The sequence below is a fragment of the Pseudomonas sp. MWU16-30317 genome, from assembly GCF_020515695.1.
Lineage (GTDB): Bacteria > Pseudomonadota > Gammaproteobacteria > Pseudomonadales > Pseudomonadaceae > Aquipseudomonas.
On record NZ_JAIWJA010000012.1, the window covers coordinates 55299 to 80021 of the forward strand.

Consider the following 24723-nt stretch of genomic DNA (forward strand, 5'->3'; position numbering starts at 1 on the left):
CGCCATGACGACACCACCCACACCCGCTGCATCCCCTTCACGGCGCTGGCTGCTGTTAGTCCTGGCGATCGGCGTTCTCGTCGCGGCACTGGCCATCTGGTACGTCGCCGGCCTTGATTCGGTCTGGACCGATGATGCCTACGTCAATGGCAACGTGGTGCAAGTGACCTCGCAGATCACCGGCACGGTGACCGCTATCGGCGGCGACGATACCGATCACGTCGATGCCAACGCACCGTTGGTGACCCTCAACGCGGTCGACGCCGAGATTCAGTACGAGCGCGCCAAGTCCAATCTTGCCCGCGCGGTGAGATTGGCGCGGACCGAGTATTACCAGGTCCAGCAGCTCGAGGCCGAGGTCGAACAGCGCCACAATGATGTCAGCAAGGCTCGCGAAGACGTGCGTCGGCGCAGCCAGCTGGCCTCCAGCGGCGCGGTATCGCGTGAGGAGATCAGTCATGCCGAAGACATTCTCAAGAATGCCACAGCCGGCCTCGATGGATCGCGACACGCCTTGGCTGTGCGCTTGGCGATGGTCGATGGGACTACCTTGCGTACCCATCCCGACGTGCTGGTCGCGGCGAGCAATCTGCGCGACGCCTATATCGCACTGCACCGCACGCAAATCTATTCGCCGGTCTCGGGGCTGATCACCAAACGCAACGTCCAGGTCGGGCAGCGGATCAACCCAGGCGTGGCGCTGATGTCGGTGGTGCCGATCGAGCAGATCTGGGTAAACGCCAACTTCAAGGAATCGCAGATTGAAAACCTTCGTATTGGCCAAGCGGTGCAGCTGCGCGCCGATGCCTACAGCCGCAGTGTCGTGTTTCACGGCACCATCGTTGGCCTGGATGCCGGTACGGGTAGCGCCTTTTCGTTGATGCCGGCGCAGAACGCCACCGGTAACTGGATCAAGGTCACTCAGCGGGTGCCCGTGCGGATCCAGCTGGACCCAAGCGAAATCGCTGCCAACCCACTACGCCTGGGCCTGTCCATGCGGGTATCGGTCGATACCACGGATCGCAGTGGCAGCCTGCTCAACCGTAAAGCGCCGACCGAGCCGAGCTACAGCACCCACATTTTCGAAAACGAGCTCAAGGATGCCAACGCAGTAGTCGAACAGGTCATCGCTGGCAACGAAGGCAGCGGGCCGGCCGCCGTCAGCCTCAACCAGTGACGGGGTCGCTCATGTACCGCAAGAATGCCGCCCTGCTCACCACCGTAGGCGTGTTGGTGGCACTGGAATACCTGCAAGCTGGAATGATCGCCTTTGCTTCGGCCCCTATCCGCGGCGAAATCGATGCCAGCCCGGAAGAGTTCACGCTTGTCGCTGCGTTGTATGCCTGTATCGCCGTGGTAGTGATCTCCAAACAACGCTGGCTGACCGAGCGCTTGGGCTGGCGCAACTACATGCTCGGTTCGATCAGCATCAACGTGCTCGGCGCATTTGTCTGCGCGGTCAGCAGTGATCTGAGCACCTTCACTGCAGGGCGGGTGATCATGGCCTTGGGCGGTGCCGCGTTCATGACTTCGGCACGCGTGATGGTCAACATGCTACCGCCGGGGCCAGGCCGATTCGTGGGGGTCAAGGTGTTTGCCACCGGGCTGGCCATTGGTACCGCGTCGGCACCTTTCCTGTCCTCTCTGGTAGTGGTCGAAGACACTTGGCACGGAATCTTCTGGATCTTGATCGCAGGCGCTCTGATCGCTGCGGCGTTGTGTTGCCGATTTCTGACCAACACGCCGGTGCCGCTTGAAGATCGAACGACTTCCAGCCCCGCGAATGTACTGCTGCTGGCGGTGAGCAGTTTCTTCCTGCTGTATGTGCTGCAGCGCTCCTACTATGACTTCTACAACGAGACATTCATTCTGGCCGCGTTCGCGCTCCTGGCGGCCTTGGGCATTTATATCTTTTTCCATGCCGAACACCAGAAGGCTGAACCGCTGCTCAATGTCCGCGGCCTTATTCAAGCCCGCTACCTGCAAGGCGTGGCATTGTTCTGTTTCACCTACATAGTGCTCGGTAGCAACAACTATATCTTGCCGTACTTTCTGCAATCCGCCCTTGGCTACTCGTGGGACACCATCGGTACCTTTCAGGCATTCGGACTCGCAGGCGCTTTGCTGACCTGGTTGGTGATGGCGTTAGTGATCCCGCGGTATCCAGGGCCCAAGAAGTTCTTCGTGGCCGGTTTCGGGGGGCTGATGGGTTTCGGTTGGCTGCTGTCTTCCATCACGCCCGAAGCCAATATGTGGTCCAACATTCTGCCAGCGCTGATACTTAACGGCTGCTTCGTGATGTTGGTACTCGCCACGGCGGCGATGCAGACCTTTCGCGACGTCAGCCATCACGACACTCTGTTCACCCACGCTTATCAAATCAAAAGCATGCTGGGTCAGATCGCGATGGCTATGGGTACCGCCGTCGCCACGTTGTTCCTCCAGTGGCGGACCACGACTCAGTACAACAACCTCAACCTGTTTTTTCTCAAGGACGATCCCCGCTACCAACAGCAACTCCAGCTACTGACTCACGCACTGACGCCCGACGTGGGTGCCAGTCATGCGGGGCAGATTTCAACTGCAATGCTGGCGCAGACACTGCAACAGCAATCGACCCTGGTAGCCAGCACCGAATATTTTTGGATGATTATCGGCGTGGCAGGTGTTGCCCTGTTGGTATCCATCGGCCAAAGGACCTTCAAGTGACTCAGCATCCCTCCCGGCCGACTCCTCGCGCGGACGAAAGTGACGACACCGCAGTCACCATCGACCCGCTTGATCCCAAAAGCCTCAGAACACAGGCCTTCCACGTGCTTGCACAGGCCCGTAGCGCCCTGGATCGCCGCATTGCCTGCGAGCTTCTTCGGTGGGGTATTGGCACAGTCCATTTTCAAATGCTTGGATTCATTTTCCGGCATGGCCGCTGCACACCCAGTCAATGCGCCTATGAGCTGTACATGTCCGGCTCGAGTGTTACGCACCTGATTGGCCAATTGGAAAAAAAAGACTTGCTGGTACCGCAAACCAAGGGCAGTACCCGGCGCGAATTCGTATTGCGTCTGTCCAGTAAGGGTGCAAGTACTTATCGACAGGCTTCAAAAACACTGTCGAACGGCGACCGGGGGGCTGGGAGGTCTTCTGCCATACAGGAATTGGCTGCACTGGATGAGGCCCTGCGCAAACTGGCTGATGTCCTTCGAGACTGAAAGACTGCCATTGCTCAGCTTTGCCTAAGCGAGCGAGGCGATCGCTGCAGTGAATCTGCATAATCCTGAGAAAGTGGTGCGTCGCCATCGCCCCTGGTGAACCAGGCGCAACGAAAAGACGCCCGCCGTTAAAACCATCGCAATAGCGGCTGTGCGATTTGCCGCTGGCTTTTTCTTGCAAGGTGCGGTGAGCCGAAGCGCGATAATTCAGGTCGGCCAAGGAACTGCTACCTGTTCTTGGCGACACGTTTGGCGATCGCTTTCATACGCGCGGCGGCATTCTGCACCGCCGCCATTTTCTCAGGGCGTTTCATACCGCGCCACTTACGGATTTCTTCCCGGGTGCGGCCGCAGCTTACGCACATTTCGCTGTTCAGCTGGCACAGCGACACACAGGGGTTTTCAATATCTTTAGCCACGCTTGCTCCCCGAACGGCTAGAACTCAGGCGGGCCGCCCAGTTACCGCCATGTACGGACTCGCAGCGCTCTTGGGAGTCGAACACAACGTGCGATGCGGGGTTCGAAACTGCGATGCCAATATCCTCGAAAGCCGTGAGGGTCAGGTCTTGCATCCTGCGCTTGTCCTGGTTGCCTAGAGCGGTGTTCAAACTAGCGTCGCTATCGAATACCCATGTCACTTCCAGGCTGGCAGGGAAGTGGTTGTAGTCGACGCGATGGGTCAGCCACTCGAAACCGGGTATTTCGCTTTTAGCTGTCTCACAGGCACGGGTCAGCGCCCGCGCCAACTCGCGCTCGATACCCGAGTACTGACGCTTCAACGAAGCCATGAAGTTTCCTCTGCAAATGTAGGGTCGTCAGTGCAAGCGTCTGCAGGGCTGGTCGAGCGACCTGTGCTGTGCTGTTTCAGCCTGATGCGTAGCGTGCCTGCTACACCTATAAGGGCTGGCATCATGCATCGCTATGTGAGTGATCGCAACAAGCGAACTGCCCAGCATTGTGCTGGGCAGGTATATGAAGTGAGCTGATCGAGTCCCGATGTCGCTACAACGGGATAGTCAGCTTTAGCCAATAGGCTCCCCTTCCGCGCGGAGGCGCAATCACATCTGCGCTCAGGTGAAAGCATCGACCGCCCTGTTGCCGCTGCTAGCGCAATCAGAAGGGGTAAGGCTGGTCGGAGGGTTCGACCGTTACCCATTTCACTTCAGTGAATTCCTCGACTACAGCGCTACCGTCAAAACGGCCATAGCCACTATTTTTCATGCCGCCGTAAGGTGCCTGCGGCTCATTCTGTACGGTGGCGCCGTTGATATGCACGCAGCCTGCGTCCAGACGGCTGGCAAGATCCAGGGCACGGCTGACGTCCCGGCTGAATATCGCGGACGACAGCCCATAGGCGGTGTCGTTAGCGACTTCCAGGGCGTGCTCGGCGCCTTTGACGCGGACGATGGTGGTCACTGGCCCAAAGGTTTCTTCGTCATAGATCGACATGGCGGATGTCACCCGGTCGACCAGCGTCGGGCTCATCAAGGCCTGGTCGCCCAAGCCACCGGCGACGATCTTGGCGCCTTTGCCAATCGCATCATCGAGCAGTTGGTTGATCCGCTGCACGGCCCCCTGCGCGATGACCGGGCCGATGACGCACGACGGAGCGTCGACGGGATTGCCCTGCTCTAGCTTGCGCACACGATCGGCGAACTTTTCGACAAAGGCATCTGCAATGCTCTCGTCCACCACGAAGCGCTCGGTCGACATACAGATTTGGCCTTGATACAGGAACGCGCCGAATATCGCTGCGTTAACAGCGCCATCGAGGTCGGCATCGTCAAGCACCACGAACGGCGCCTTGCCGCCCAGTTCCAGCAAGCAGCGCTTGATGTACTTGGCGCTGGTCTGCGCGATCATTCTGCCAACATGGGTAGAGCCGGTGAAATTCACCCTGCGTACGGTGTCGTGGCTGATCAGGGCCTCCGTCACCGCTGCGGCGTCCTCTGGGGCCGTGATCAGGAAGTTCAGCACGCCTGCGGGTAGCCCGGCCTCAATGAACGCTTCAGCCAGCAGCTCGTGCGTGCGCGGACTGTTCTCCGAGCCCTTGAAGATCACCGTATTGCCGCACGCCAGTGGGTAAGCGATAGCGCGGGCGCCAAGAATGACCGGGCCATTCCACGGCACGATGCTGAGCACGGTTCCCACAGGCTGACGCAGCGTCATCGACAAGGTGCCGGGCTTGTCAGTGGGAATGGTCTCGCCCTTGATCTGCGTGGTCAGCGCAGCCGCCTCGCGCAGCAGATTGGCCGAAGCCCTCACATTGAACTGGGCCCACAGTTGCGATGCGCCAATCTCCTCGGCCATCACGCTACAGAACTGCGGCATCTTGCTTTCCAGGACATCGGCGGCGGCCAGCAACAGGCGGCGCCGCTCGGTAGGGCCGACTTTGGACCATCGCTTGAACGCCTGCTGCGAGGATTCAGCGATTTTCAGGGCATCGTCTACGGACGCTGCCGCACCGGTCGTAACGGTTTTCCCGCTCACAGAGTTGTGGCGCTGGTAAGTCTTGCCCCCTGAGGCGGGCTGTTTGACGTTATCGATTAGCAGTTGGACATTCATGCTTGATACCTTTGATTGGGTCGCGCGAATCAGGCCCGATCGACTTGAACGGTCATGCGCAAGATAGGCTTGATGGTGATACCGCTCTCGCTGTCCGCCATCGCTTCGTTGATCTGCTCGAACGAGTAGAAACGGCAGAGCTTGTCGAACGGAAAGCGGCCCTGCAGGTGCAGGTCGACCAGGGTCGGGATGAACGCATTGGCAACCACATCGCCTTGGACGATGCCCATGATGCGTTTGCCGGGGATCATCACGTCGTTGATATTGAACGCCACCTCTGTGCCCATCTTCGTGGCACCGACGATGCCGCAGGTGCCCAGCGTGGTGATCGCGTCGATGGCCTGACGCAGCACCTCGGCGCGGCCCGAACATTCGAGGCTGTAGTTGGCGCCGCCACCGGTGATCTCGCGCACGCGTTGTACTGGATCCTCCTCGCGGCTGTTGATCACGTGGGTAGCGCCTACTTCGAGCGCCAGGGCAAGCCGACTGGGTGTGACATCCACCGCGATGATGGTGGTGGCGCCTGCAACCCTGGCGGCCATTACCGCTGCAAGGCCTACCGCGCCGGCACCGAAGGCGACGAAGCTGGCGCCCGCCTCTACCTCCATGGCCTTGAGCACGGAACCTGCGCCAGTCTGAATACCGCAACCCAGTGGCCCGAGTAATTCAAGCGGCGCGTTTTTAGAGACCTTGACCACATTGCGCTCATTGGCCACGACATAGGTCGAGAATGACGACTGGCCAAAGAAGTGATCGTGAATGGGTGCGTTGTCTTCACAGCCACAGGTGGAGGTACTGCCATCCATGCGGCCACCGCCGAAGTTGAGCGGATGCATGTGCGAACAGTGCGCCGGGTGGCCAGTTTCACACGGCAGGCACAGGCCGCAGGACATGTAGGTCATTACCACATGATCACCCGGCACGATGGTGGTGACCGAGGCACCGACAGCTTCGACTATCCCTGAGCCTTCATGGCCTAGAACGATTGGCAACGGCGTAGGAAACAGCTGATCGCGTACCACCATGTCGGTATGGCAGACACCAGTGGCGACGATGCGCACGCGTACTTCATCGGCGCGGGGCACGGCGAGATTCGCGCGCTCCAGCTTCAGTGGCGCCCCCGCTTCGCGCAGGACAGCAACGGTAACTTCGACAGGTTTGAGTTCGCTTACGGACATGCCTTGATTCTCTTTATTGGTTTTCTTGGGGTTGGGCGGTGTCGGTCGATCTAGCTGCAAGGCTGCAACGACCGCACAAGGCGGCCGTGCACACCAAGGCTAGGCTCGGGCGGATGCAGTCCAGCCGAGTCGTACCTGGGCTTGCGCCAGGTCGGCGGCCATATCGTGATTCCACAGCCAGTCGAAACGACTGGCCAGGGTGGATGAGAGCAGCGCTTCGTCGCCCTCCACCTTTTGGTCTCGATACTCGTAGAGGTCCCCGGCTTCATGGGAAGTGCGCTGCACGCGACAAGCGCGCGGACGGCGAATCTCGTCGTAGACCTTCAGCACCTCTGTAGGGCTGGCCTCGGTCACGCGGGGGTCGGCCAGCACTTGCGCCAACAGCCAGGCATCTTCCAGGCCCTGGCCCGCGCCAGCGCCTTGGTGAGGAAGCATCGCGTGCGCCGCATCGCCGATCAGCCCTACGCGGCCGTGCACGTAGCACGGCAGCTCATCGAGCTCGTGCAGTGCCCAAAGCGTCGGCGCTGGAATACATTCCAGCAGCACGCGTACGGCATCCCCCCAATGCGCAAAAGCCTCAAGCATCTGGGCCTGGGAGGTGGCTTTTACCCAAGGCGTATCCTGCGGCCAGACAGGATCTGGGGAAGTACGATCCGAAATGAAAGCGACCACATTGATCAACCTGCCCTGCTTCACCGGGAAGGTCAGAATGTGGGCATCGAGGCCGAGGTACATTTGCGGTACGTTGATCAGGTGCTCGTCGACACCGGCCGCCCGATAGGCTGCCCGCAGCTGTTCGCTGTCGATCATTCCGCGGTAGGCGCAGGTTCCGCTGAATTTGGGCGCGACCAAGGGCTGGCCCAACCCCTCAAGCACATAGTCACGGATGTTGGACTTGATGCCGTCGGCTGCTATAAGCAGGTCACACTCATGGGCGCTGCCATCGGCGAAGTGAACTCGAACACGCTCGCCCTGCTGCTCCACCCGCGTGGCACGTTTATCGAAACTTGCCACGCCTTCGGGCAAGCGCGTCGCCAGTGCATCGAGGAAGTCGGCACGATGAACAGACGATTGACCTACACCTTGGGCCACACTGGCGCCCAGGTATCCTGCGTCTTCGCCGCGGCGCCATTCGAACCAGATATCTTGCCACGGTGCTGCCGTTCGATCAGCGATGAGCTCGTAGGGTTTGCCAAGGCCAAGCCCTTCGATAGCCCGTACGGCATTGGCACCAAAGGAAACACCCGCGCCTACCTCGCCGAACGCAGGGGCAGCTTCGAAAAGTTGAACATCAAGATGGGAGTGACGGCACAGATCCAGTGCCAACGCCACCCCGGCGATACCGCCACCAACGATACCGATCTGCAGCTTGGAATGAGGGCTACTCATGGGAAGACCTTATGTGTTGTTTTTGGAATAGACCGATCATGACTATTCACAACCCATTGATAAATGGCGCCATCCCCATACACACTATCACCAGTGTGAATATACTTCCTCGCGTTGTTTCCCCTTGATCCCCAGAGAACGCTCATGCAGCTACGCGAACTGGATCTCAATCTGTTGGTGGTTTTTCACCAGTTACTCATCGACCGCAGCGTTTCCAGGGCGGCCGAAAATCTGGGAATGACCCAGCCGGCGGTGAGCAATGCGTTAAAGCGTCTGCGCGGCGTGCTTGGCGATGAGCTGTTCGTTCGCACGTCACTAGGCATGGATCCAACCCCCTATGCGGTACAGCTTGCGGAGCCGGTCTCCCACGCAATCACCACCTTGCACGGCGCCCTCAACCGTCATGATCACTTCGACCCCGCTACGGCGCAAAAGCGCTTTACCGTGGCAATGACCGATATTGGCGAGATCTATTTCATGCCGCGGCTGATCGAGCGCCTGTTGGCGGCCTCTCCGGGGATTTCAGTCAGCACCCTGCGCAGTCATGCGGGTCTGTCCGAGGGACTGGCCAATGGCGATGTCGATCTGGCAGTCGGCCTGCTCCCGGACCTGCAGGCAGGCTTCTATCAGCGGCGCTTGTTCCACCATCGTTACGTGTGCCTGTGCCGCGAAGGCCACCCGATTACCCGCAGTGAAATGACCCAGGCGCTGTTCTGTCAGTACGGCCACGTTCGAATTGTGGCCGCCAGCACTGGCCACGGCGAGATCGACACCTATATGCACCGCGCTGGGCTGGTCAGGGAAATCCGCCTGGAGGTGCCGCATTTCGTTGCCGTGGGCCATATCCTGCAGAACACTGATTTGATTGCCACAGTACCCGAGCGGTTTGCCACCAGCTGCGTCGGTCCGTTCGGCCTGACCACGGTACCTTTGCCCCTGCCACTGCCGGAAATAGCCATCAACCTGTTCTGGCACACGCGATTCAACCGTGATCCAGCCAATATCTGGTTCCGCAATTTGATGTTCGAGCTGTTCAGCGACTAGGCCCGCACCGCAAAAGAAGTGGGTCAGGACCAACCTTGGCAAATCTTCACCAGTTCATCGACCGCATACCGAACCTTGGGCCGCAAATGCGAAACCTTTGGCCATACTGCATGCACGTCCACCGCCTCCGGCTCGAACTCCTGGAGCACCTCTACCAGTCTTCCTGCCTTGATATCGTCTTCGAGCAAGGCACGCGGCATTTGGCACAGGCCGATCCCGGCCACAGCGCCGGTAATCATGACTTCACCATCGCCGATCTGGTGAGTCGAAGGGGGCGCGTAGCGTACCTTCTCGCCCTTCAGATTGACCCGCCAACTTAATGGCTGGCCGCGTCGATGACCCACAATGCAGTGGTGGGTGGCCAGGTCAGCCAGACTCTTGGGCTCCCCGGCCCGGGCCAGATAGCTAGGCGCCGCGCATATGACCCATCGCTGGCGCGTCAGCAAGCGTGCAACCAATCCATGGGTGTCCTTGAGTTCGCCAAAGCGCACCAACAGGTCGATGCCCTCTTCGATCGGATCCACCAAGTGATCGGAAAAGGTAATGTTGAGTTGCAGCGCCGGATATTTCTGGGCGATCTCGAATAGCAGCGGCGCGCCGACACGACGCCCGAATGCCACAGGCATATCAACCCGCAACCGCCCAGACGGCTCGCGGTCTCCGGGACCAAGGCCTCGTTCAGCAGTACTGATTTCTTCCAGGCCCGTCGAACAGGCCGCGAAGTAAGCCTCGCCATCGGCGGTAAGACTGATACGGCGCGTAGACCGATGAAAAAGCTGCGTGCCCAGGCGCTCTTCAAGACGCGCAATTGCCTTGCCAACCGCTGATTTGGAGATACCGAGGCGCTCGGCGGCCTCAGTGAAACTTTGGGCCCGAGCAGCTACAACGAAGGTGAGGACACCCTGAAGCGTATCTGTAGGAAGCATAAGTACTGACCACTGTAGATATTTTGTCTACCCATAAGAGAGCTAAGGGCTGTTTATCGCAGATGATTTCTACACTAGCATGGATTCATCTCGAAAGGTGACCGAGGCTCGAGGCCCAGCGCCCTGCACTTAGCGCTTTACACCTTGCGAGCGGGAAGCCAGCCAAAGGCCGAAAAGCCGATGACGCCTCCACTCATTTCAAACTTCATCCAAAAGGAATATTCCATGCCCGTAGTACGTGTCAGCTGGTTCGAAGGTAAAGAGCACGCCGCTAAAGAAGCCGTTGCCAAAGAAATCACCGAAAGCATCGTCAAGAACACCGGTACCGATGCCAACTACATCTACGTCATCTTCGAAGACGTAGCACCGTCCGACTGGGCAGGTGCCGGCAAGCTGTTCGGTGGCGCGCCCGACAAGTCCTGACTTGTCTGCACGCCTCAATGCATCGGCTGGTTCAGCGATGCATCACCCTGCTCGTCTGCGGACGGCACCCTCGAACGAGAATCCTCTTATGCACCCGTATATTTCTTGCTTGTTCACCCTCGCAGTAAAGCCTGAAGAATTCGCCGAATTCAAAGCCCTGATCGCTCAGATCGTTCCAGAGACCCAAAAGGAACCTGGCACTTTGGTCTACGAGTACAGCGTCAACGAAGACAACAGCACCGCGCATATCCTTGAACGTTACAAGGCCGACTCCGTGGTCAGCCACGTCGACCTCACGTTTGCTCCTTTTGGCGAGCGTTTTCTGCAGCTGTGCACCATCACCAGCCTGACCGTCTACGGCACCCCTGACGCGGAAATCCGCAAGCGCCTTGACCCGTTCGGCGCCGTGTACATGACGCCGTTTGACGGCTTCAGCCGCTGAGCGCTGCAACCTGCGCAGTCCCGACGGCTGTTCAAGACGTGCTCGAGTTCGTTTGATCGCAGCCCAAATTTGGGAGGAGCGGCCAACTTGTATAGGCCCCACCTTCCACACCTGTTCTTGAGGAGTCACCATGAAAATAGATTTGAGCGGTAAACGCGCGCTGGTCACCGCTTCGACCAGCGGTATCGGCTACTCGATAGCCAAAGGCCTGGCTGAGGCCGGCGCAACGGTCATCGTCAATGGCCGCAGCGAAAAGTCCGTCACGGACGCCATCGCTCGTCTGCAAGCAGCAGTGCCAGACGCCTCGATCTCCGGCGTCGCGGCCGACCTGGGCAATGCGCAAGGCGCAGCGGCCTTGGTCAGCGGTGCGGGTACGATCGACGTGCTGGTCAACAACGCCGGTATCTACGGCACTCAGGATTTTTTTGAAACCGCCGACGACGTCTGGGACCAGTACTGGGACACCAACGTCATGTCGGGCGTCCGCCTGAGCCGCGCTCTGTTGCCCGCCATGGTCGCCAAGGGTTGGGGCCGGGTGGTGTTCATCGCCTCCGAGTCGGCCCGTAACATCCCAGCCGACATGATCCACTATGGCGTCTCGAAAACGGCCCAGCTGGGTTTGGCCCGGGGCTTGGCCAAACGCGTTGCCGGCAGCGGCGTGACCGTCAACAGCGTGTTGCCGGGCCCGACCTTGTCCGAGGCTTGGCCGACATGCTCCAGGCCGAAGTGCAGCGTAGCGGCAAATCATTGGAGGCGGTCGCCGCCGAGTTTGTGATGGAGCATCGCCCGAGTTCGGTGATCCAGCGCGCCGCCTCCACCGAAGAAGTGGCCAACATGGTCGTCTACGTCTGCTCGCCTCAAGCCAGCGCGACCACCGGCGCCTCGCTGCGGGTCGACGGCGGCGTGGTCGACGACATCGTCTGATGTGCAGGGCCGGCGAATTTCGCCGGCCCTGCCGATTTATCGCAGGTTTTTGAATGAATTACCCACTGCAGGCTTTATCTCTTCGCGATCTGCTCGGCGAAGAGTTCCAGTTCCCCCATGAGATCGCCGGCCAGCCATCCAAGGCATCGGATTTTGCTGGGCTTACGGTCAGTAGCTTCGTCACCACCGACAACGTCAATCTTGCGTACTGGGAAGCGGGCAGCGGCAAGCCGCTGGTGTTTATCCCCGGCTGGTCGGCAAATGGGGCGATGTACTTCCATCTCATGCAGCTGTTGAGCCAGCACTACCACGTGTATGTGCTGGACGTACGCAATCAAGGCCTGTCCGAAAAGGCCGCCTTTGGTAACCGAATTGCGCGCTATGCCATGGACGTCAAGGAGTTTGCTGAACACCTGGACCTGACTGAGGCCGACTATTGCGGTTGGTCGATGGGCGCGTCGGTGATGTGGGCCTACATCGATTTGTTTGGCACGCGCGGCGTTCGCACGCTGACCATTATCGACCAGGCGCCCTCGATCTATTGCCACGCCGACTGGACTGAGCAAGAGCGACTCGATGCAGGCGCATTCACCACCTCCCCGGAACGAATGATTGCGTCCTATACCGGTGGCACCACTAACATGCTGATTTCCCAGACCCGAGTACTGGAACGAGCGGTGGATGTCTCTTCACCCTATTTCCACAACGTCCTGAGCCTGGTCCAGGCGGTCGTGCGTGACGATATGGCCTTTACCGGACAGGTACTGTTTGATCACACCACCAACGACTGGCGGGATGTAATCAGTACCAAGATCGATGTACCCACGGCCATTTTTACCGGCGAGTACAGCGATTGGCTGCACAGCCAGCATTGGATGAATTCGGTCATCGAGGGGTCGCAGCTTCACGTGTACACGAAAGCCGAGAACGGAGATCACTTTCTGGCGTTCAAGAATCCCGAGAAATTCGCAGCCGACCTGAGGGGCTTTCTCGACAACGCTTGAGGCCGGACATCGATCGCCCCCAAGTCAACGTTCAACCCATCTTGCCCGGCCGACAGTTTCGCTCCCTTCGCGGCCGGGCCTTTTCCTATCGCTAAATCACTGCTCCCATACCGGATGCGCGAAGCGCTCGGCCAGGTAGTTGACCAGCGCCCGCACCTTGGGCGGCAAATGCTTGCGCGATGGATAGACTATGTAGACCCCCAGTTCGATCGAACGGTATTCGGGAAGAATCTCCTGCAACATCCCGGTGCGCAGATCCTCGGCCACCATAAAGCTCGGTTGCAAAGAAATTCCGCCGCCCGCCAAGGTGATGCTGTGACAGGTATCGCCATTGTTGCAGCGCACGACCGGACGCGTGCGCACGGTTTCAGGCCCAGCCGGCCCGTGAAACGTCCAGTCATTGCCGCTCGCGAAATTGGTATAGGCCACTACACCGTGCTCGGCAAGATTCTCCAACGCCAGCACCGGCGGATGACTCTGCAGATATTCTGGCGACGCGCACAGACACATCCGGGTAGTCGCAAGACGCCGCCCCACCAGCGACGAATTCTCCATGCGGGCGATACGAATGGCTGCATCGAATCCCTCTTCCACCAGATCCACCAGCCGGTCGTTGAGGCTGATGTCCAACTCGATCTTGGGATATGCCTTCATGAAATCTGCCCAGACGGAGCCCAGGTGCAGGACGCCGAAACTCACCGGCGCATTGACCCGTAGAACACCGGTCGGCTCGGGCGCCGCCGAAGATACCGCTTCCTCCGCCGCGTCCATCATCGCCAATACATCCTTGGCCTGATGATAGAACTGCCGACCTTCCTCCGTGAGCGACAGGCGCCGTGTGGTGCGGTGCAACAGGCGCGCACCGAGTCTTTCCTCCAGCCCGCTGACATAGCGCGAGATGGCCGCCTTGGACATCTCCAGAGGCTGGGCGGCCCCTACGAAACTGCCCTTGTCGACCACCATGCAGAACACCTGCATTTCTAAAGCACGATCCATGACTATCTCGCCTAGTGGAACTATTAATCATATTTACACTTATTTATGTCTTTTTTCAAACCTATAGACTAACCCCATCGAAACGCAAACCAACTCCTAAGAGGTAGCTATGAAAATCACAGTAATCGGTACCGGCAACATGGGCTCGGCGTTCGCAAAACAACTCGATGCCGCCGGTCACACCGTGCGCATCACTGGCCGCGACCTTGAAAAAGCCAAGAGCGTCGCCGCACCGTTCACCAACGTCAGCGCCTATAACGCGGCTGAAGCACTGGGCGACAGCGAAGTAGTGATCGTCGCCACTGCGTTCCCGGACGCCGCCGCAGCGCTGCAGAGCCTTGGCGATCTCACTGGCAAAGTGGTCATCGACATCACCAACCCGCTCAGCGCTGACTACATGTCACTGACCATTGGCCACGTTACCAGCGCTGCTGAAGAAATCGCCAAGGCAGTGCCCGGTGCCCAGGTCGTCAAGGCCTTCAACACCTTGTTCGCTCAGGTACTGGCCGACGGCCCGCTGTTCGCTGACAACCAGCGCGGCAGCGTATTCGTTGCCAGTGACAGCGAACGCGCCAAACAAACCGCCGCTTCGTTGGCCCGCAGCCTGGGCTGGAACACAGTAGACGCCGGTGGCCTGGTCAATGCGCGTTATCTGGAGCCGCTGGCTGGTTTCAACATCTATCTCGGTTACGGCGCAGGCCTGGGCACTTCGGTCGCCCCCGTCTGGCTGAACAAGTAACTCAACCCGGAGTCAACGCCATGAACACGTCGTTCCCCCTGCTGTTTGTGTCTCATGGTGCTCCCATGTTTGCAATCGAGCCCGGTCTGGCTGGTAAACATCTGGCCGAGCTCGGTCGCGAACTGCCGCGACCCGACGCGATCGTCATCCTCTCTCCGCACTGGATGACTCGCGACGAAGTCAGCGTTACCGCGAGCACCGCACCATCCACCATTCACGATTTCGGCGGTTTCCCCGACGCCCTTTACCAGATTCAATACCCGGCGCCGGGCTCACCGGCACTGGCGGCGCAGATCGTCGACATGCTTCACACGGCCGGCTGGAAATCCAGCCTGAACGTCAATCGCGGCTTGGATCACGGTGCCTGGGTGCCGCTGCTGTATCTGGCGCCTGAGGCTGATATTCCCGTAGTGCAAGTGTCGATGCCCGCTACGCTCGATACGCGCGAAGCATGGAAATTAGGCCAGGCACTCAAGCCTTTGCGGGACATGAACGTTCTGATCATTGCGTCCGGCAGCCTGACCCACAATTTGTACGAGTTCCGCGGTGCGACGCCCCACGGCGCCCAATACGTCAAGGATTTTGCAGCCTGGACCGCAAAAACCCTCGCCGCAGGCAACCTCGACCAACTGCTGGACTACAAGCAATACGCCCCCTCGGCTGAGCGTGCTCATCCAACGGATGAGCACTACTTACCGCTGTTCATCGCGCTCGGCGCTGCGGGCGAGGACTATCAGACACGCGTGCTTGAAGGCGGCGTGACCTACGGTGTCCTGGCGATGGACAGCTACTTATTCTCCTCGGCCGGCGCCGCGCCCGCCGAGTCGGCTCAACCTGCACAAGGCGGTAATTGATCATGGCTAATATCACTTTCTCGGAGCCCGCTCGCGAGCAGGAATCCGGCATCTTCTTCCGCAAGGCTTGCAACACCTCGAGCCCCAAGGCGCGTTTGCTGCTGCTCCATGGCGTGGGCTCCAATGAAGCCAACCTGGCCTCGCTGGCGGCCTCGCTGCCTGACGATATCGAAGTCCTGCTGCTGCGCGGTCCGCTGCAGGTGGGTCCCCAGGGCTTCGCGTGGTATCAGGTCAACTTCACCAGCAACGGCCCATCGTTCAGCTATGAGCAAGCCGAAGGCAGCCGCAAGCTGCTGCAAACCTTCATCGAAGCGTTGCCCAAACTGCCGACCGTGATCGCCGGCTTCAGCCAGGGCGGCATCATGAGTTCGAGCATCGGCGTCACCGAGCCGGAGCTGGTCAAGGGGTTTGCCTTGTTGAGTGGCCGCATGCTGCGCGAGATCGAACCGCAGATCGCTTCCGCGGAGCGATTGAAGTCGACCTCAGCGTTTATCGCCCACGGCCAGCGCGATGGTGTATTACCGATCGATTGGGCCAAGGAAGCCGATGCCTGGCTGGACCGGATTGGCGTTGCCCACGAGACCCATCACTACGATATGGCTCACGAAATCACCGGTGACGAACTGGCTGACTTTTCCAAGTGGCTGACCAAAACGTTGCTGCTGGCCGACTGAACAACACACTCTCGCACGAATGCCGGACACTCAAGTGCCGGCATTTTTGCGTGAATGTTCAGCCAAGCCGCTTAGCCATGAAGTCGACGAAGGCCTTGATCTTCGGCAGTGGCTGGCGACTCCATGGCCAAAGAATGCTGAAGGTTCGATAGTCACGCACGTACGCTTCGAGCACCGGCACCAATCGTCCTGTGGCGACGGCCTCCTCAACGGAAAAGTCAGGCAGACAGGCGATCCCCAGCCCCGCCTCGGCCATCGCCAACAGCGGTTCGATCGCGTTGGCGGTAGCCGATCGGGGGACGTCCGGCATGCCTTCTTGATCGTTTGTCACCAGTGGCCATGGGTCCAGCTTGCCACTGCTCGGGTAGCGATAGCGCAGGCAGGAGTGGGCACTCAGGTCGCTGGGTTGATCCGGCACACCGTGCCTGGCCAGGTAGGTGGGCGAGGCGAGCAAGCGGTGGCTGTAACCGTTGAGCTTGCGCATGACTAGCCGGGAGTCTTCGACATCGCCGATGCGCATCACTGCATCGAACCCCTCCTCAATGACATTGACCAGTCGGTCGCTGAATTCCAATTCAAGCTCTACATCGGGGTACGCCTGCTGAAAAGCGATCAAATGCGGCATGAGATTGGTGCCCAGTTGCGGCAGCCCGACCCGCAGTTTGCCTTGCGGCTTGCCTGCGGCCAAGGTCAGTTCATTTCTGGCGACCTCGTATTCGGCAAATATTCGATTACATCGTTCAAGGAACAAACCACCCTCGGCAGTGAGCGTGATCGCCCGCGTGGAGCGGTGAAACAAGCGCACCCCCAAGTCTGCCTCCAGCCGTGCGACGGCTTTACCGACCGCCGAAGCAGACAGCCCGATGCGCCGTCCGGCCTCGGTAAAACTGCGGGTCTGCGCGGCAAGTACGAATGTGCCGAGTGCTCCGAAATGATCCATTGGGTACACCAACTGAGAATTAGATTCCTGAATGTTCGGAATTGTATCCTGTTTTTCTCTTGGCGTGATCTCCTTATAGTTGACCTCATCCAGTAACACCTTTTTCGGCGGACTGATCCAATCCGGCCCTGTATGAGGATTGACATGAATACCAATGCGTCCCTGCCCCCTCTTAGCCCTGAATTGATGGCTCACCGTGGCTACTCGCGGGTTTTTCAGCCAGGCCATCTGACTTTCGGTTTTATTGCCCCCCTGGAAAGTTACCCTGACAGCCCTGGCCCGACGCTAGAAGACCATGCGCTGATGGCGCAAAAAGTCGACGAGGCCAACTTCGCCGCGATTTGGCTGCGCGACGTACCGTTCTACGATCCCAACTTCGGTGACGTCGGGCAAATACTCGACCCCTTGGTGTACGCCGGCTACCTGGCTGCCGTCACCCAGCGCATCACCATCGGCACCGCCGGGATCGTCTTGCCACTGCGCGACCCGCTCATCGTCGCCAAACAGGCCGCCAGCATCGATCAATTGCTCGGTGGGCGGTTCATCCTTGGCCTGGCAACCGGAGACCGTCCCGTGGAGTACCCGGCGTTCGGCCTCGAGTTCGAGAACCGCGCCGAACGCTTTCGTGATGCGCTGGCGATGGTGCGCGCAGCCACGGAAGAAAACTGGGCCACCCATGCGTCGAAATTCTATGGCCGCCTCGACGGCTCCCTCGACTTGGTCCCCAAACCTGCCGCTTCGCGCCTACCGACCCTTGTGATTGGTCAATCGGGCCAGTCGCTGGAGTGGATCGGTGAGCAAACCGACGGCATTTTGTCCTACATCTCCAACCCGGCACTCCTCCCCCAGATCATCGAACGCTGGCGTGCGGCCTGTGGTGGCAATGGCTTCAAGCCCTACGGGTACGGCACCTTGTTCGACCTGGCCAAGGACCCCGACCTCCCCGTACAACCGGGCCGCGTGTTGCGCGCCGGGCGCAATGCACTGATCGAACTGTGGAAGCGCCAGCAGGACCAAGGCGTCAACCATGTCGCCCTGCATTTCAAGCCGCAACGCCGTCATGCTTCGGAGGTCATCGACGAGCTCGGTGAATACGTGTTGCCGCACTTCCCAAGCCTGACCTCAACTTCTGCCAGATTACGTACGGAGCAGCCCGCATGAAACATGCCCTCCATCACATGGACTTCATTTTCCAGACCCGCCTGGGGACCTACCCTCTGCAGGCACAGTGCGAAATGCTGGTCGAGACTGGCTACCAGGGCATGACCATGTCAGCGTGGAGCAAGGATCTCGCAGCCATTCCTGACATCAAGACGCAGTGGGGGCTCGATGTCGGTGCGGTCTATCTAATCTATCGCGAGGGCCTCGAGGCGTTCGTCCTCAGCATTTTCGAAAGCCTGGAGGGCTGCTCGACCATCGAGCTCGCGTTGCATTCAGGCGACACGGTGACCGACCTCGATCGCCGTATGCTTGAACGACTGCTGCCGATCTGCGAGCGCCGCAACCTGCAGATCGCCCTGTATCCCCATGCACGCTACGGCCTGCAGACCACCACCGAAGCCGTTGCCCTGTGTGAGCAATTCGACCATCCGCGCCTGGGTATCGTTTTCCATGGCTACCACTGGTACGCCAACCAGGAAAAACACCTGGAGCAACGACTCGATGCCGTGTGGCCTTGGCTGCGCAACGTGAACATCGCCGGCAGCCGCCTATCGCCACTGGGCTGGGGTGGCCTGGCGACCATCGAGCCTCTGGATGAAGGCGAAATGGATAACTTCGTACTCCTGGGCGCCCTGCGACGCCGAGGCTTCGAGGGTCGCGTGGGCGTGCTGGGCTGGGAAAGCATGGGCGGTGACGTGTACGGCAATCTGCGTCGTTCGATGACCGCCTTCCGCTCCATGGAACAGCGCCTGGCGGCCCATCCAGAGTGGGCCGTGCTCGACCCACTGCCCTACTGATCGCGAGGCCTTTCCATGAATCACTCTGTCCATGCGCTCGACTCGTTTTTTTACTCGTCGATGGGCGTCTATGCCTTCGAGACCCAATGCGCGATGCTCGCCGACCTCGGCTACGATGGCATCACCGTTTCCGTCTGGGGCGGCACGCCTTTGACCGACCTGACCCTCTTGCCACAAGTCCGCGAACGCCACGGGCTCAAAGTCGAAGGGCTTTACCTGGTGCTGCATGAAGGCCGCAACGACCACCTGCTGCGCAAGGTCGTCGAAACCGTCGAGGGCGTCGAACTGATCGAATTGGCCGTGCAGACCTCCATCAACGGTAACGCCGCGATCCTGCGTTTCATTGAATCGTTGCTGCCGATCGCCGAGCGGCGCGGCTTGCGCATCGCCCTCTATCCGCACCTCCATCACGTGACGCAGACCACCAGCCAAGTGGTGCAGATCTGCGAACACTTCAACCACCCCCGTCTGGGCGCCTCGTTCAATGCCTACCACTGGTATGCCAGCCAGGAAGGCCAGCTTGAACAACGGCTGCAGGCCATGAAACCGTGGCTGATGCAGGTGGTGACTTCCGGCAGCGCGCTATCGCAACTGGGCTGGGGCGGTGCCGCCACCATGGAGCCGGTCGACCGCGGCGAAATGGACAACTTTGCAGTGATCGACGCCCTGAACCGTGTCGGCTACACCGGCAGCATCGGTGTACTGGGTTGGGATTACGGCGGGGATATCTACCTCAAGCTGCAACGTTGCCTCACGACCTTGCGAGACATTGACCGACGTCTGCAGGCGCATCCGACCTGGGCACCCTTACGCGCAGACGCCTGACCTATCCACGTTTCCAGCGAGATTCTGTAATGACTGCCTTATCCGTACTTGACTTGATGATGATCGGCGAAGGCAACACTTTCGCCAATACACTGAACGATGCCGTAGCCCTGGCCCAGCACGTCGAAGCGCACGGCTACAAACGCTACTGGGTCGCCGAGCACCACGATTTGCCGGGGATCGCTTCCAGCGCCACAACCTTGCTGATTCAACACCTGGCTGCGGCGACTACCACGTTGCGCGTCGGGTCCGGCGGCATCATGCTGCCCAACCACTCGCCGCTGGCCGTGGCCGAACAATTCGGCACGCTGGACACGCTGTTTCCCGGGCGCATTGACCTCGGCGTTGGACGTGCACCTGGCTCGGCCGGGGCCGCCATTCGCGCGTTGCGCGGGGATGCCACGGAACGCGATTTCGATCAAGACGTGCAGCAACTGACCGGCTACCTCGCCGACGATGGCAGTCAGCCGGTCCGGGCAATTCCAGGCGATCACAGCCTACCGCTCTGGTTGCTGGGCTCGAGTCCGAACAGTGCAGACATGGCAGCGAGAAACGGCTTGCCCTACGCGTTCGCCTCGCACTTTGCCCCACGCTTTTTGATGCAAGCGATCGAGCACTATCGATCGACCTTTAGTCCCTCAGCAGTGCTCGACAGGCCGTACGTGATCGCGGGTGCCAATGTCTTTGCGGCACCCGATCGCGCCGAGGCAGAGTTCCTGGCCAGCTCCCACCAGCACTGGGTCCACGATCTCTATAGCGGCAAGCCAGGGCCGCTGCCGCTGCCCACAGAAGGCTTCATGCGGGGATTATCCGACTACGAACGGCACAACCTGTCCCAGGCCATGTCCTGCACCGCCGTGGGCGATGTCGAAGACGTGGGTAACTGGCTTCGACAGTTCATTGCCACAACGCAGGCGGACGAAGTCATCATCGACGCGCGGATTCATGACAGTCAGGCGCGCTGCCTTTCCTACCAACTCGCCGCCGAGTCGATTGGCGATCTGCTGGACTGACGCGGCTTTTTACGTATGGCTGATGAGGGTCTGAAGGTGTCACAGAATAATCCGCGTGACGACTCTAGAAGTGCGGCGCCGCTGACCGACCTGGACGCGCTGATAAAGGCTATCGCGCACCTCGCAAGGCGAGACATTCTCGAATGGCTCAAGCAGCCGCACAAGTATTTCCCGGAGCAACACCACGGGATGGAGCTTGGCGTCTGCTTGAGTGAGATCGCACGGCGTTGCGGACTGTCGCAATCAACGGTTTCAACGCATATGGCGCAATTGAAACGCGCGGGGCTGGTAGAAATGCAAAGTGCGGGGACTTTCCGTTTCTTCAAACGTAATGAGGCGGCAATCACGTTGTTTTTGCAAAGCCTGGCACAGCATCTGGAGGCATCAGCACCCAATAATGACCGTTAGCGGTCAGCAGCGCGATCACCGCTTGCCCCCCTCTTCGTCAAAGGTAGCTGCGCGTGGCTGGATATACTGCCCTGCGGTAGATGTGTAGACTCCCCCGCCAGGTAACACGATAGGGGGTTCCATGCCGCACACACCAGAAGAGAAAAAACGTGTTCTTGCACGTATTCGCCGCGTCCGCGGACAACTGGACGCCTTGGAAACGGCGCTGACAGAAGGTGCTGAATGCGGTCCGGTGCTTCAGCAGATAGCCGCAATGCGTGGCGCCGTGAACGGCTTGATGGCAGGGGTGCTGGAGAGCCATCTGCGAGAAGAGTTCACCGGTCTGGATGACACCACGCAGGCCCAAAAGTCTTCAATAGACGAAGTCATTTCCTTGATCAGGACTTATTTGAAGTAACTTGCCGTAACGTGGATATTTACGGTGCGTCACTATTCAACTGGGCCTGCATCGCCTGATCGCCCATGCCATGCGTCTTGTTGCCAACGACAGTGTGTCGCCCTCAGAAGTATTCAACTGCGCGGCGTAAGGAGGAGACCTGCTCCTCCTTACGGTCACGCGCTACTTATTGGGCAGCGCAAACGCAATGATGTAGTCGCCATGATCCGGCGCCGCGCGCGTGCCTCCAGCGGTAACCACGACATATTGGCGACCGTCCTCAGGCGAAGTGAACACCAGTGGCGTGGCCCCTGCGCCCACCGGCAGCGGACTTTTCCATACGACCGCCCCCGTCAGTGCATTCAATGCACGCAGGTAATAGTCCGAAGTCGCGGAGAAGAAGATCAGCCCTGAAGCGGTGGTGGTGGCGCCGCCCAGCGTCGGCATGCCCAGTTCGATCGGCAGGTGAGTCTTGAGCCCCAGCGGCCCGAACTGCTCCGGAGTCCCTAACGAGCGCTGCCAGAGCACTTTTTGAGTTTTCATGTCGATGGCCGCCATGGTGCCGAACGGTGGAGTAGTGCACGGTACACCCAGGACCGACTGCACCATGCCACGTTCGGCACCATATGGCGTGTTGTCCATCGGCACGACACCACCGACGTTGTGGTCGGTTTTGCCCGACTCACGTGCACGCTGGATTTGCTGATCGCGAGTCAGCAGGCGCCCTTTCATCATCACGCGCATGTCGTTGACGATCATCAGGTCGTGACGTTTGTCGATCGACTGGCCACCCCAGTTGGTGGTACCGAACCATGACGGGTTCTGAAGAAACCATTCCATCTGCGGCGGTGTGTAGTCGCCGGCATAGTAGAGCTTCTTGAACTGGATTCGGCAGCTCAACTGATCCAGCGGGGTGATGCCCCACATTTTCGCTTCGCTGAGCACCGTGTCACGCATGCTCGGCATGCCCACCGAGTAAGGCTGGGTCTTGGACAAACGTTCGCCCGCTACGCCATCGCCTGGTACGGGGCGTTCCTCGACTTTGGTGATCGGTACGCCGGTGCGGCGGTCCAGCACGAAGATCTCGCCATTCTTGCTGGCCTGGATCAGCGCCGGGATACGTCCGCCTTTGCCATCCGGCATGTCGTAGAGCACAGGCTTGGAAGGCAGATCGTAATCCCAGATATCGTGGTGCACGAGCTGGTAAGTCCAACGCTCCTCGCCGGTACTGGCATCCAGAGCGACCACCGAAGTGCTGACGCGATCCGTCTCGGGCGAGCGCTTGCCGCCGAACATATCCGGGGTGCCGTTACCGGTTGGCAGATACACCGTGTTCAGCTCGGCGTCGAACGTCGGCGTCGCCCACATGTTCGGCGTGCTGCGGGTGTAGCTGGTCCCCGGTGCCGGCGGATTTGGCTGACCGGGGCGGCCGACGTCCCACGCCCAGGCGAGCTTGCCGGTCACCGCGTCGAATGCTCGCACCACCCCGGAAGGCTCGTCGGTGGATTGGTTGTCCATGACCCAGCCGCCGACGATCAGGTTCTTGCCGGCAAGCACCGGGCCCGAGGTCGGGTTGTAAAACCCGGGAATCACCGCGCCCATGCCGGTAGCCAGGAATACGGTGCCGTTTTCGCCAAAGTCGGCCACCGGCTGACCGGTTTTCGCGTCCAGGGCAATCAGGCGCATGTCACCGGTGGTGAGGTATACCCGTGTCTTGCCGGGCGCCCCATCGGGTAGATCGGCGACCTCCATGTACGCCAACGAACGGCAGCGCATCCAGCCGGCCGCGCTTTTAACTGTCACCTTGGGATCGAAGCGCCACAGCACTTCCCCCGTATCGCCGCGTACCGCCATCACCTGGTTGGTCGGGGTGCAGGGGTACAAGGTATTGCCGATCTGCAGCGGCGAATTCTGGTTTTCGGCGCCATTGAAGGTCACGTCACCGCTGCGTAGCGTCCAGGCCACTTGCAAGCTGCTGACGTTATCCAGCGTTATCTGCTTGTCCGGGGCGAAGTTCTCGCCAGAGGGCGTCCGACCAAAACCGACCGACCGGTGTTGATCGGTCGAGTCGCTGTAGTCGGTCGCCACTACGGGAGCATTACCCGGCTTGACCAACCAGATGGGACTGAACGCGTTGATGAACGCGGCTATCAGCGCAATGCCAAGTACCGCGGCGCTGGCGTAGGAAACTCCACGCAATCGCGCGTCCACCCTGCCCTGCGCCTTGGCCAACGCCGGCGTGCACAGCGCGATGAACATCCCCAGGACCGCGAACATGCCCAGCCGCGCCGCGAGGGGCCAAAACTGCAGGCCGGCTTCGACGAACGCCCAGACGAGGGTAACGATAAAAAACGCACCAAACAGATACAGCGCTCGCGGATCACACCGCAGCAACAGCACCGCAACGAGGATCAACGCGATGCCCGCAGGCAGATAGTAAAACGACCCGCCCAAACCGATCAGTTGGCCGCCTCCGTAGACCAGGTAGGCACCTGCTACCAAGAGGATGATTCCCAGAATAACGGTATAAAGCCTCAACCCCATTGAGACGCTTGGTTTTTGCACAGGTGAAGTAACAGACAAGTTGGATCTCCCGATTTATTTGAATTATATGAACCCACTCACTGCGTTTGACCGGCGAAATACCGGTGCGTCGCGTGACTCTAATAGATTAGCACGGCGAAACTTCCAACTTGATAGACTCCAACTCTACAAACTGTAGACATCAAGTAAACAGTTGCGATTGATAAAATCCAACCTATGGCAATGACAATCCAAGCAACTAATACCGTTGGTCGGCCTCGTTGCAATTTGGCGGGAACGCCCTTGCCGATC

The 24723-nt window shown here is 59.7% G+C and carries 25 protein-coding genes and 1 pseudogene; 17 read left to right on the top strand and 9 right to left on the bottom strand.

What is annotated here, in order from left to right; all coding sequences use genetic code 11:
- Positions 1–4: 4 nt before the first annotated feature.
- The 3 genes from LIX93_RS26065 to LIX93_RS26075 are packed head-to-tail and all read left to right on the top strand — an operon-like array spanning position 5 to position 3209.
- Positions 5–1177 (top strand): efflux RND transporter periplasmic adaptor subunit, encoded by a 1173-nt coding sequence (locus tag LIX93_RS26065; RefSeq protein WP_226506933.1) that lies wholly within the window; start codon positions 5–7, stop codon positions 1175–1177.
- A gap of 11 nt (positions 1178–1188) precedes the next feature.
- Entirely contained in the window at positions 1189–2709 is a 1521-nt protein-coding gene (locus tag LIX93_RS26070) for an MFS transporter (protein WP_226506934.1), read from the top strand.
- The gene (locus LIX93_RS26075; protein WP_226506935.1) at positions 2706–3209 is read left to right on the top strand and encodes a hypothetical protein; all 504 of its coding nucleotides are present in this window, start codon (positions 2706–2708) and stop codon (positions 3207–3209) included. The genes LIX93_RS26070 and LIX93_RS26075 overlap by 4 nt, the downstream gene beginning before the upstream one ends.
- A gap of 227 nt (positions 3210–3436) precedes the next feature.
- Here the strand turns inward: LIX93_RS26075 and LIX93_RS26080 are convergent, their stop codons facing one another.
- From LIX93_RS26080 to salA, 5 genes are all read right to left on the bottom strand, one after another.
- Positions 3437–3628, bottom strand: coding sequence for a DUF1289 domain-containing protein (locus LIX93_RS26080; protein WP_226506936.1), 192 nt, complete (start codon positions 3626–3628; stop codon positions 3437–3439).
- A complete protein-coding gene (locus tag LIX93_RS26085; protein WP_226506937.1) occupies positions 3621–3998 on the bottom strand; it encodes a hypothetical protein in 378 nt (125 codons plus the stop codon). Before LIX93_RS26085 ends, LIX93_RS26080 begins: the two co-directional genes overlap by 8 nt.
- Before the next feature lie 325 nt (positions 3999–4323).
- The gene (locus LIX93_RS26090) at positions 4324–5775 is read right to left on the bottom strand and encodes an aldehyde dehydrogenase (RefSeq protein WP_226506938.1); all 1452 of its coding nucleotides are present in this window, start codon (positions 5773–5775) and stop codon (positions 4324–4326) included.
- 29 nt (positions 5776–5804) lie between these two features.
- Positions 5805–6953 carry an NAD(P)-dependent alcohol dehydrogenase gene (locus LIX93_RS26095; RefSeq protein ID WP_226506939.1) on the bottom strand — a complete coding sequence of 383 codons (1149 nt, stop codon included), beginning with the start codon at positions 6951–6953 and terminating at the stop codon, positions 5805–5807.
- A 99-nt stretch (positions 6954–7052) separates the two neighbouring features.
- Positions 7053–8342: a salicylate 1-monooxygenase gene (salA, locus tag LIX93_RS26100; protein WP_226506940.1), complete on the bottom strand. Its 1290-nt coding sequence runs from the start codon at positions 8340–8342 to the stop codon at positions 7053–7055.
- A 144-nt stretch (positions 8343–8486) separates the two neighbouring features.
- Between salA and LIX93_RS26105 the strand changes: the two genes are divergently transcribed.
- The gene (locus LIX93_RS26105) at positions 8487–9386 is read left to right on the top strand and encodes a LysR family transcriptional regulator (RefSeq protein ID WP_226506941.1); all 900 of its coding nucleotides are present in this window, start codon (positions 8487–8489) and stop codon (positions 9384–9386) included.
- A 23-nt stretch (positions 9387–9409) separates the two neighbouring features.
- Here the strand turns inward: LIX93_RS26105 and LIX93_RS26110 are convergent, their stop codons facing one another.
- Positions 9410–10312: a LysR family transcriptional regulator gene (locus LIX93_RS26110; protein WP_226506942.1), complete on the bottom strand. Its 903-nt coding sequence runs from the start codon at positions 10310–10312 to the stop codon at positions 9410–9412.
- 225 nt (positions 10313–10537) lie between these two features.
- Here LIX93_RS26110 and LIX93_RS26115 point away from each other — a divergent pair, with 225 nt between their 5' ends.
- From LIX93_RS26115 to LIX93_RS26130, 4 genes and pseudogenes are all read left to right on the top strand, one after another.
- Positions 10538–10735, top strand: coding sequence for a 4-oxalocrotonate tautomerase family protein (locus LIX93_RS26115; protein ID WP_226506943.1), 198 nt, complete (start codon positions 10538–10540; stop codon positions 10733–10735).
- Between the two features lie 88 nt (positions 10736–10823).
- Entirely contained in the window at positions 10824–11177 is a 354-nt protein-coding gene (locus LIX93_RS26120) for an antibiotic biosynthesis monooxygenase (RefSeq protein WP_226506944.1), read from the top strand.
- 130 nt (positions 11178–11307) lie between these two features.
- Positions 11308–12101: pseudogene (locus LIX93_RS26125) on the top strand (SDR family oxidoreductase).
- A gap of 53 nt (positions 12102–12154) precedes the next feature.
- Positions 12155–13105 carry an alpha/beta hydrolase gene (locus tag LIX93_RS26130; protein WP_226506945.1) on the top strand — a complete coding sequence of 317 codons (951 nt, stop codon included), beginning with the start codon at positions 12155–12157 and terminating at the stop codon, positions 13103–13105.
- Positions 13106–13201: 96 nt separating this feature from the next.
- Here the strand turns inward: LIX93_RS26130 and LIX93_RS26135 are convergent, their stop codons facing one another.
- Positions 13202–14101: a LysR family transcriptional regulator gene (locus LIX93_RS26135; protein ID WP_226506946.1), complete on the bottom strand. Its 900-nt coding sequence runs from the start codon at positions 14099–14101 to the stop codon at positions 13202–13204.
- Between the two features lie 109 nt (positions 14102–14210).
- On the opposite strand from LIX93_RS26135, the gene LIX93_RS26140 reads away from it, so the two are divergent.
- Genes LIX93_RS26140 through LIX93_RS26150 form a run of 3 tightly spaced genes read left to right on the top strand, consistent with a single transcriptional unit; the run spans position 14211 to position 16368 of the window.
- Positions 14211–14840 carry an NAD(P)-binding domain-containing protein gene (locus tag LIX93_RS26140; protein WP_226506947.1) on the top strand — a complete coding sequence of 210 codons (630 nt, stop codon included), beginning with the start codon at positions 14211–14213 and terminating at the stop codon, positions 14838–14840.
- Positions 14841–14860: 20 nt separating this feature from the next.
- Positions 14861–15694 carry a class III extradiol ring-cleavage dioxygenase gene (locus tag LIX93_RS26145; protein WP_226506948.1) on the top strand — a complete coding sequence of 278 codons (834 nt, stop codon included), beginning with the start codon at positions 14861–14863 and terminating at the stop codon, positions 15692–15694.
- A gap of 2 nt (positions 15695–15696) precedes the next feature.
- A complete protein-coding gene (locus LIX93_RS26150; RefSeq protein ID WP_226506949.1) occupies positions 15697–16368 on the top strand; it encodes a phospholipase in 672 nt (223 codons plus the stop codon).
- A gap of 58 nt (positions 16369–16426) precedes the next feature.
- On the opposite strand, the gene LIX93_RS26155 is transcribed toward LIX93_RS26150, so the two are convergent.
- Positions 16427–17308 (bottom strand): LysR family transcriptional regulator, encoded by an 882-nt coding sequence (locus LIX93_RS26155; RefSeq protein ID WP_226507047.1) that lies wholly within the window; start codon positions 17306–17308, stop codon positions 16427–16429.
- Between the two features lie 144 nt (positions 17309–17452).
- Here LIX93_RS26155 and LIX93_RS26160 point away from each other — a divergent pair, with 144 nt between their 5' ends.
- The 6 genes from LIX93_RS26160 (at position 17453) to frmR (ending at position 21909) form a co-directional block, all read left to right on the top strand.
- Complete coding sequence (locus LIX93_RS26160; protein WP_226506950.1) at positions 17453–18469, top strand: LLM class oxidoreductase; 1017 nt, start codon at positions 17453–17455, stop codon at positions 18467–18469.
- Positions 18466–19266: a TIM barrel protein gene (locus tag LIX93_RS26165; RefSeq protein WP_226506951.1), complete on the top strand. Its 801-nt coding sequence runs from the start codon at positions 18466–18468 to the stop codon at positions 19264–19266. The genes LIX93_RS26160 and LIX93_RS26165 overlap by 4 nt, the downstream gene beginning before the upstream one ends.
- Before the next feature lie 15 nt (positions 19267–19281).
- Positions 19282–20091 carry a TIM barrel protein gene (locus tag LIX93_RS26170; protein ID WP_226506952.1) on the top strand — a complete coding sequence of 270 codons (810 nt, stop codon included), beginning with the start codon at positions 19282–19284 and terminating at the stop codon, positions 20089–20091.
- 29 nt (positions 20092–20120) lie between these two features.
- The gene (locus LIX93_RS26175) at positions 20121–21104 is read left to right on the top strand and encodes an LLM class flavin-dependent oxidoreductase (protein WP_226506953.1); all 984 of its coding nucleotides are present in this window, start codon (positions 20121–20123) and stop codon (positions 21102–21104) included.
- Between the two features lie 15 nt (positions 21105–21119).
- Positions 21120–21512, top strand: a complete 393-nt coding sequence (locus LIX93_RS26180; protein ID WP_226506954.1) for a winged helix-turn-helix domain-containing protein — start codon at positions 21120–21122, stop codon at positions 21510–21512.
- A 121-nt stretch (positions 21513–21633) separates the two neighbouring features.
- Positions 21634–21909, top strand: coding sequence for a formaldehyde-responsive transcriptional repressor FrmR (frmR, locus tag LIX93_RS26185; protein ID WP_226506955.1), 276 nt, complete (start codon positions 21634–21636; stop codon positions 21907–21909).
- Positions 21910–22071: 162 nt separating this feature from the next.
- Here frmR and LIX93_RS26190 read toward each other — a convergent pair whose 3' ends face one another.
- Positions 22072–24432, bottom strand: coding sequence for a membrane-bound PQQ-dependent dehydrogenase, glucose/quinate/shikimate family (locus LIX93_RS26190; protein WP_226506956.1), 2361 nt, complete (start codon positions 24430–24432; stop codon positions 22072–22074).
- Between the last annotated feature and the right edge of the window lie 291 nt (positions 24433–24723).

What these genes read in the sequence shown, in the direction of transcription:
- LIX93_RS26065 (WP_226506933.1), top strand. Translation starts at nt 5, where the DNA reads ATGACGACACCACCCACACCCGCTGCATCCCCTTCACGGCGCTGGCTG.
- LIX93_RS26070 (WP_226506934.1), top strand. Translation starts at nt 1,189, where the DNA reads ATGTACCGCAAGAATGCCGCCCTGCTCACCACCGTAGGCGTGTTGGTG.
- LIX93_RS26085 (WP_226506937.1), bottom strand. Translation starts at nt 3,998, where the DNA reads ATGGCTTCGTTGAAGCGTCAGTACTCGGGTATCGAGCGCGAGTTGGCG.
- LIX93_RS26090 (WP_226506938.1), bottom strand. Translation starts at nt 5,775, where the DNA reads ATGAATGTCCAACTGCTAATCGATAACGTCAAACAGCCCGCCTCAGGG.
- LIX93_RS26095 (WP_226506939.1), bottom strand. Translation starts at nt 6,953, where the DNA reads ATGTCCGTAAGCGAACTCAAACCTGTCGAAGTTACCGTTGCTGTCCTG.
- salA (WP_226506940.1), bottom strand. Translation starts at nt 8,342, where the DNA reads ATGAGTAGCCCTCATTCCAAGCTGCAGATCGGTATCGTTGGTGGCGGT.
- LIX93_RS26105 (WP_226506941.1), top strand. Translation starts at nt 8,487, where the DNA reads ATGCAGCTACGCGAACTGGATCTCAATCTGTTGGTGGTTTTTCACCAG.
- LIX93_RS26110 (WP_226506942.1), bottom strand. Translation starts at nt 10,312, where the DNA reads ATGCTTCCTACAGATACGCTTCAGGGTGTCCTCACCTTCGTTGTAGCT.
- LIX93_RS26115 (WP_226506943.1), top strand. Translation starts at nt 10,538, where the DNA reads ATGCCCGTAGTACGTGTCAGCTGGTTCGAAGGTAAAGAGCACGCCGCT.
- LIX93_RS26120 (WP_226506944.1), top strand. Translation starts at nt 10,824, where the DNA reads ATGCACCCGTATATTTCTTGCTTGTTCACCCTCGCAGTAAAGCCTGAA.
- LIX93_RS26130 (WP_226506945.1), top strand. Translation starts at nt 12,155, where the DNA reads ATGAATTACCCACTGCAGGCTTTATCTCTTCGCGATCTGCTCGGCGAA.
- LIX93_RS26135 (WP_226506946.1), bottom strand. Translation starts at nt 14,101, where the DNA reads ATGGATCGTGCTTTAGAAATGCAGGTGTTCTGCATGGTGGTCGACAAG.
- LIX93_RS26140 (WP_226506947.1), top strand. Translation starts at nt 14,211, where the DNA reads ATGAAAATCACAGTAATCGGTACCGGCAACATGGGCTCGGCGTTCGCA.
- LIX93_RS26145 (WP_226506948.1), top strand. Translation starts at nt 14,861, where the DNA reads ATGAACACGTCGTTCCCCCTGCTGTTTGTGTCTCATGGTGCTCCCATG.
- LIX93_RS26150 (WP_226506949.1), top strand. Translation starts at nt 15,697, where the DNA reads ATGGCTAATATCACTTTCTCGGAGCCCGCTCGCGAGCAGGAATCCGGC.
- LIX93_RS26155 (WP_226507047.1), bottom strand. Translation starts at nt 17,308, where the DNA reads ATGGATCATTTCGGAGCACTCGGCACATTCGTACTTGCCGCGCAGACC.
- LIX93_RS26160 (WP_226506950.1), top strand. Translation starts at nt 17,453, where the DNA reads ATGAATACCAATGCGTCCCTGCCCCCTCTTAGCCCTGAATTGATGGCT.
- LIX93_RS26165 (WP_226506951.1), top strand. Translation starts at nt 18,466, where the DNA reads ATGAAACATGCCCTCCATCACATGGACTTCATTTTCCAGACCCGCCTG.
- LIX93_RS26170 (WP_226506952.1), top strand. Translation starts at nt 19,282, where the DNA reads ATGAATCACTCTGTCCATGCGCTCGACTCGTTTTTTTACTCGTCGATG.
- LIX93_RS26175 (WP_226506953.1), top strand. Translation starts at nt 20,121, where the DNA reads ATGACTGCCTTATCCGTACTTGACTTGATGATGATCGGCGAAGGCAAC.
- LIX93_RS26180 (WP_226506954.1), top strand. Translation starts at nt 21,120, where the DNA reads ATGGCTGATGAGGGTCTGAAGGTGTCACAGAATAATCCGCGTGACGAC.
- frmR (WP_226506955.1), top strand. Translation starts at nt 21,634, where the DNA reads ATGCCGCACACACCAGAAGAGAAAAAACGTGTTCTTGCACGTATTCGC.
- LIX93_RS26190 (WP_226506956.1), bottom strand. Translation starts at nt 24,432, where the DNA reads ATGGGGTTGAGGCTTTATACCGTTATTCTGGGAATCATCCTCTTGGTA.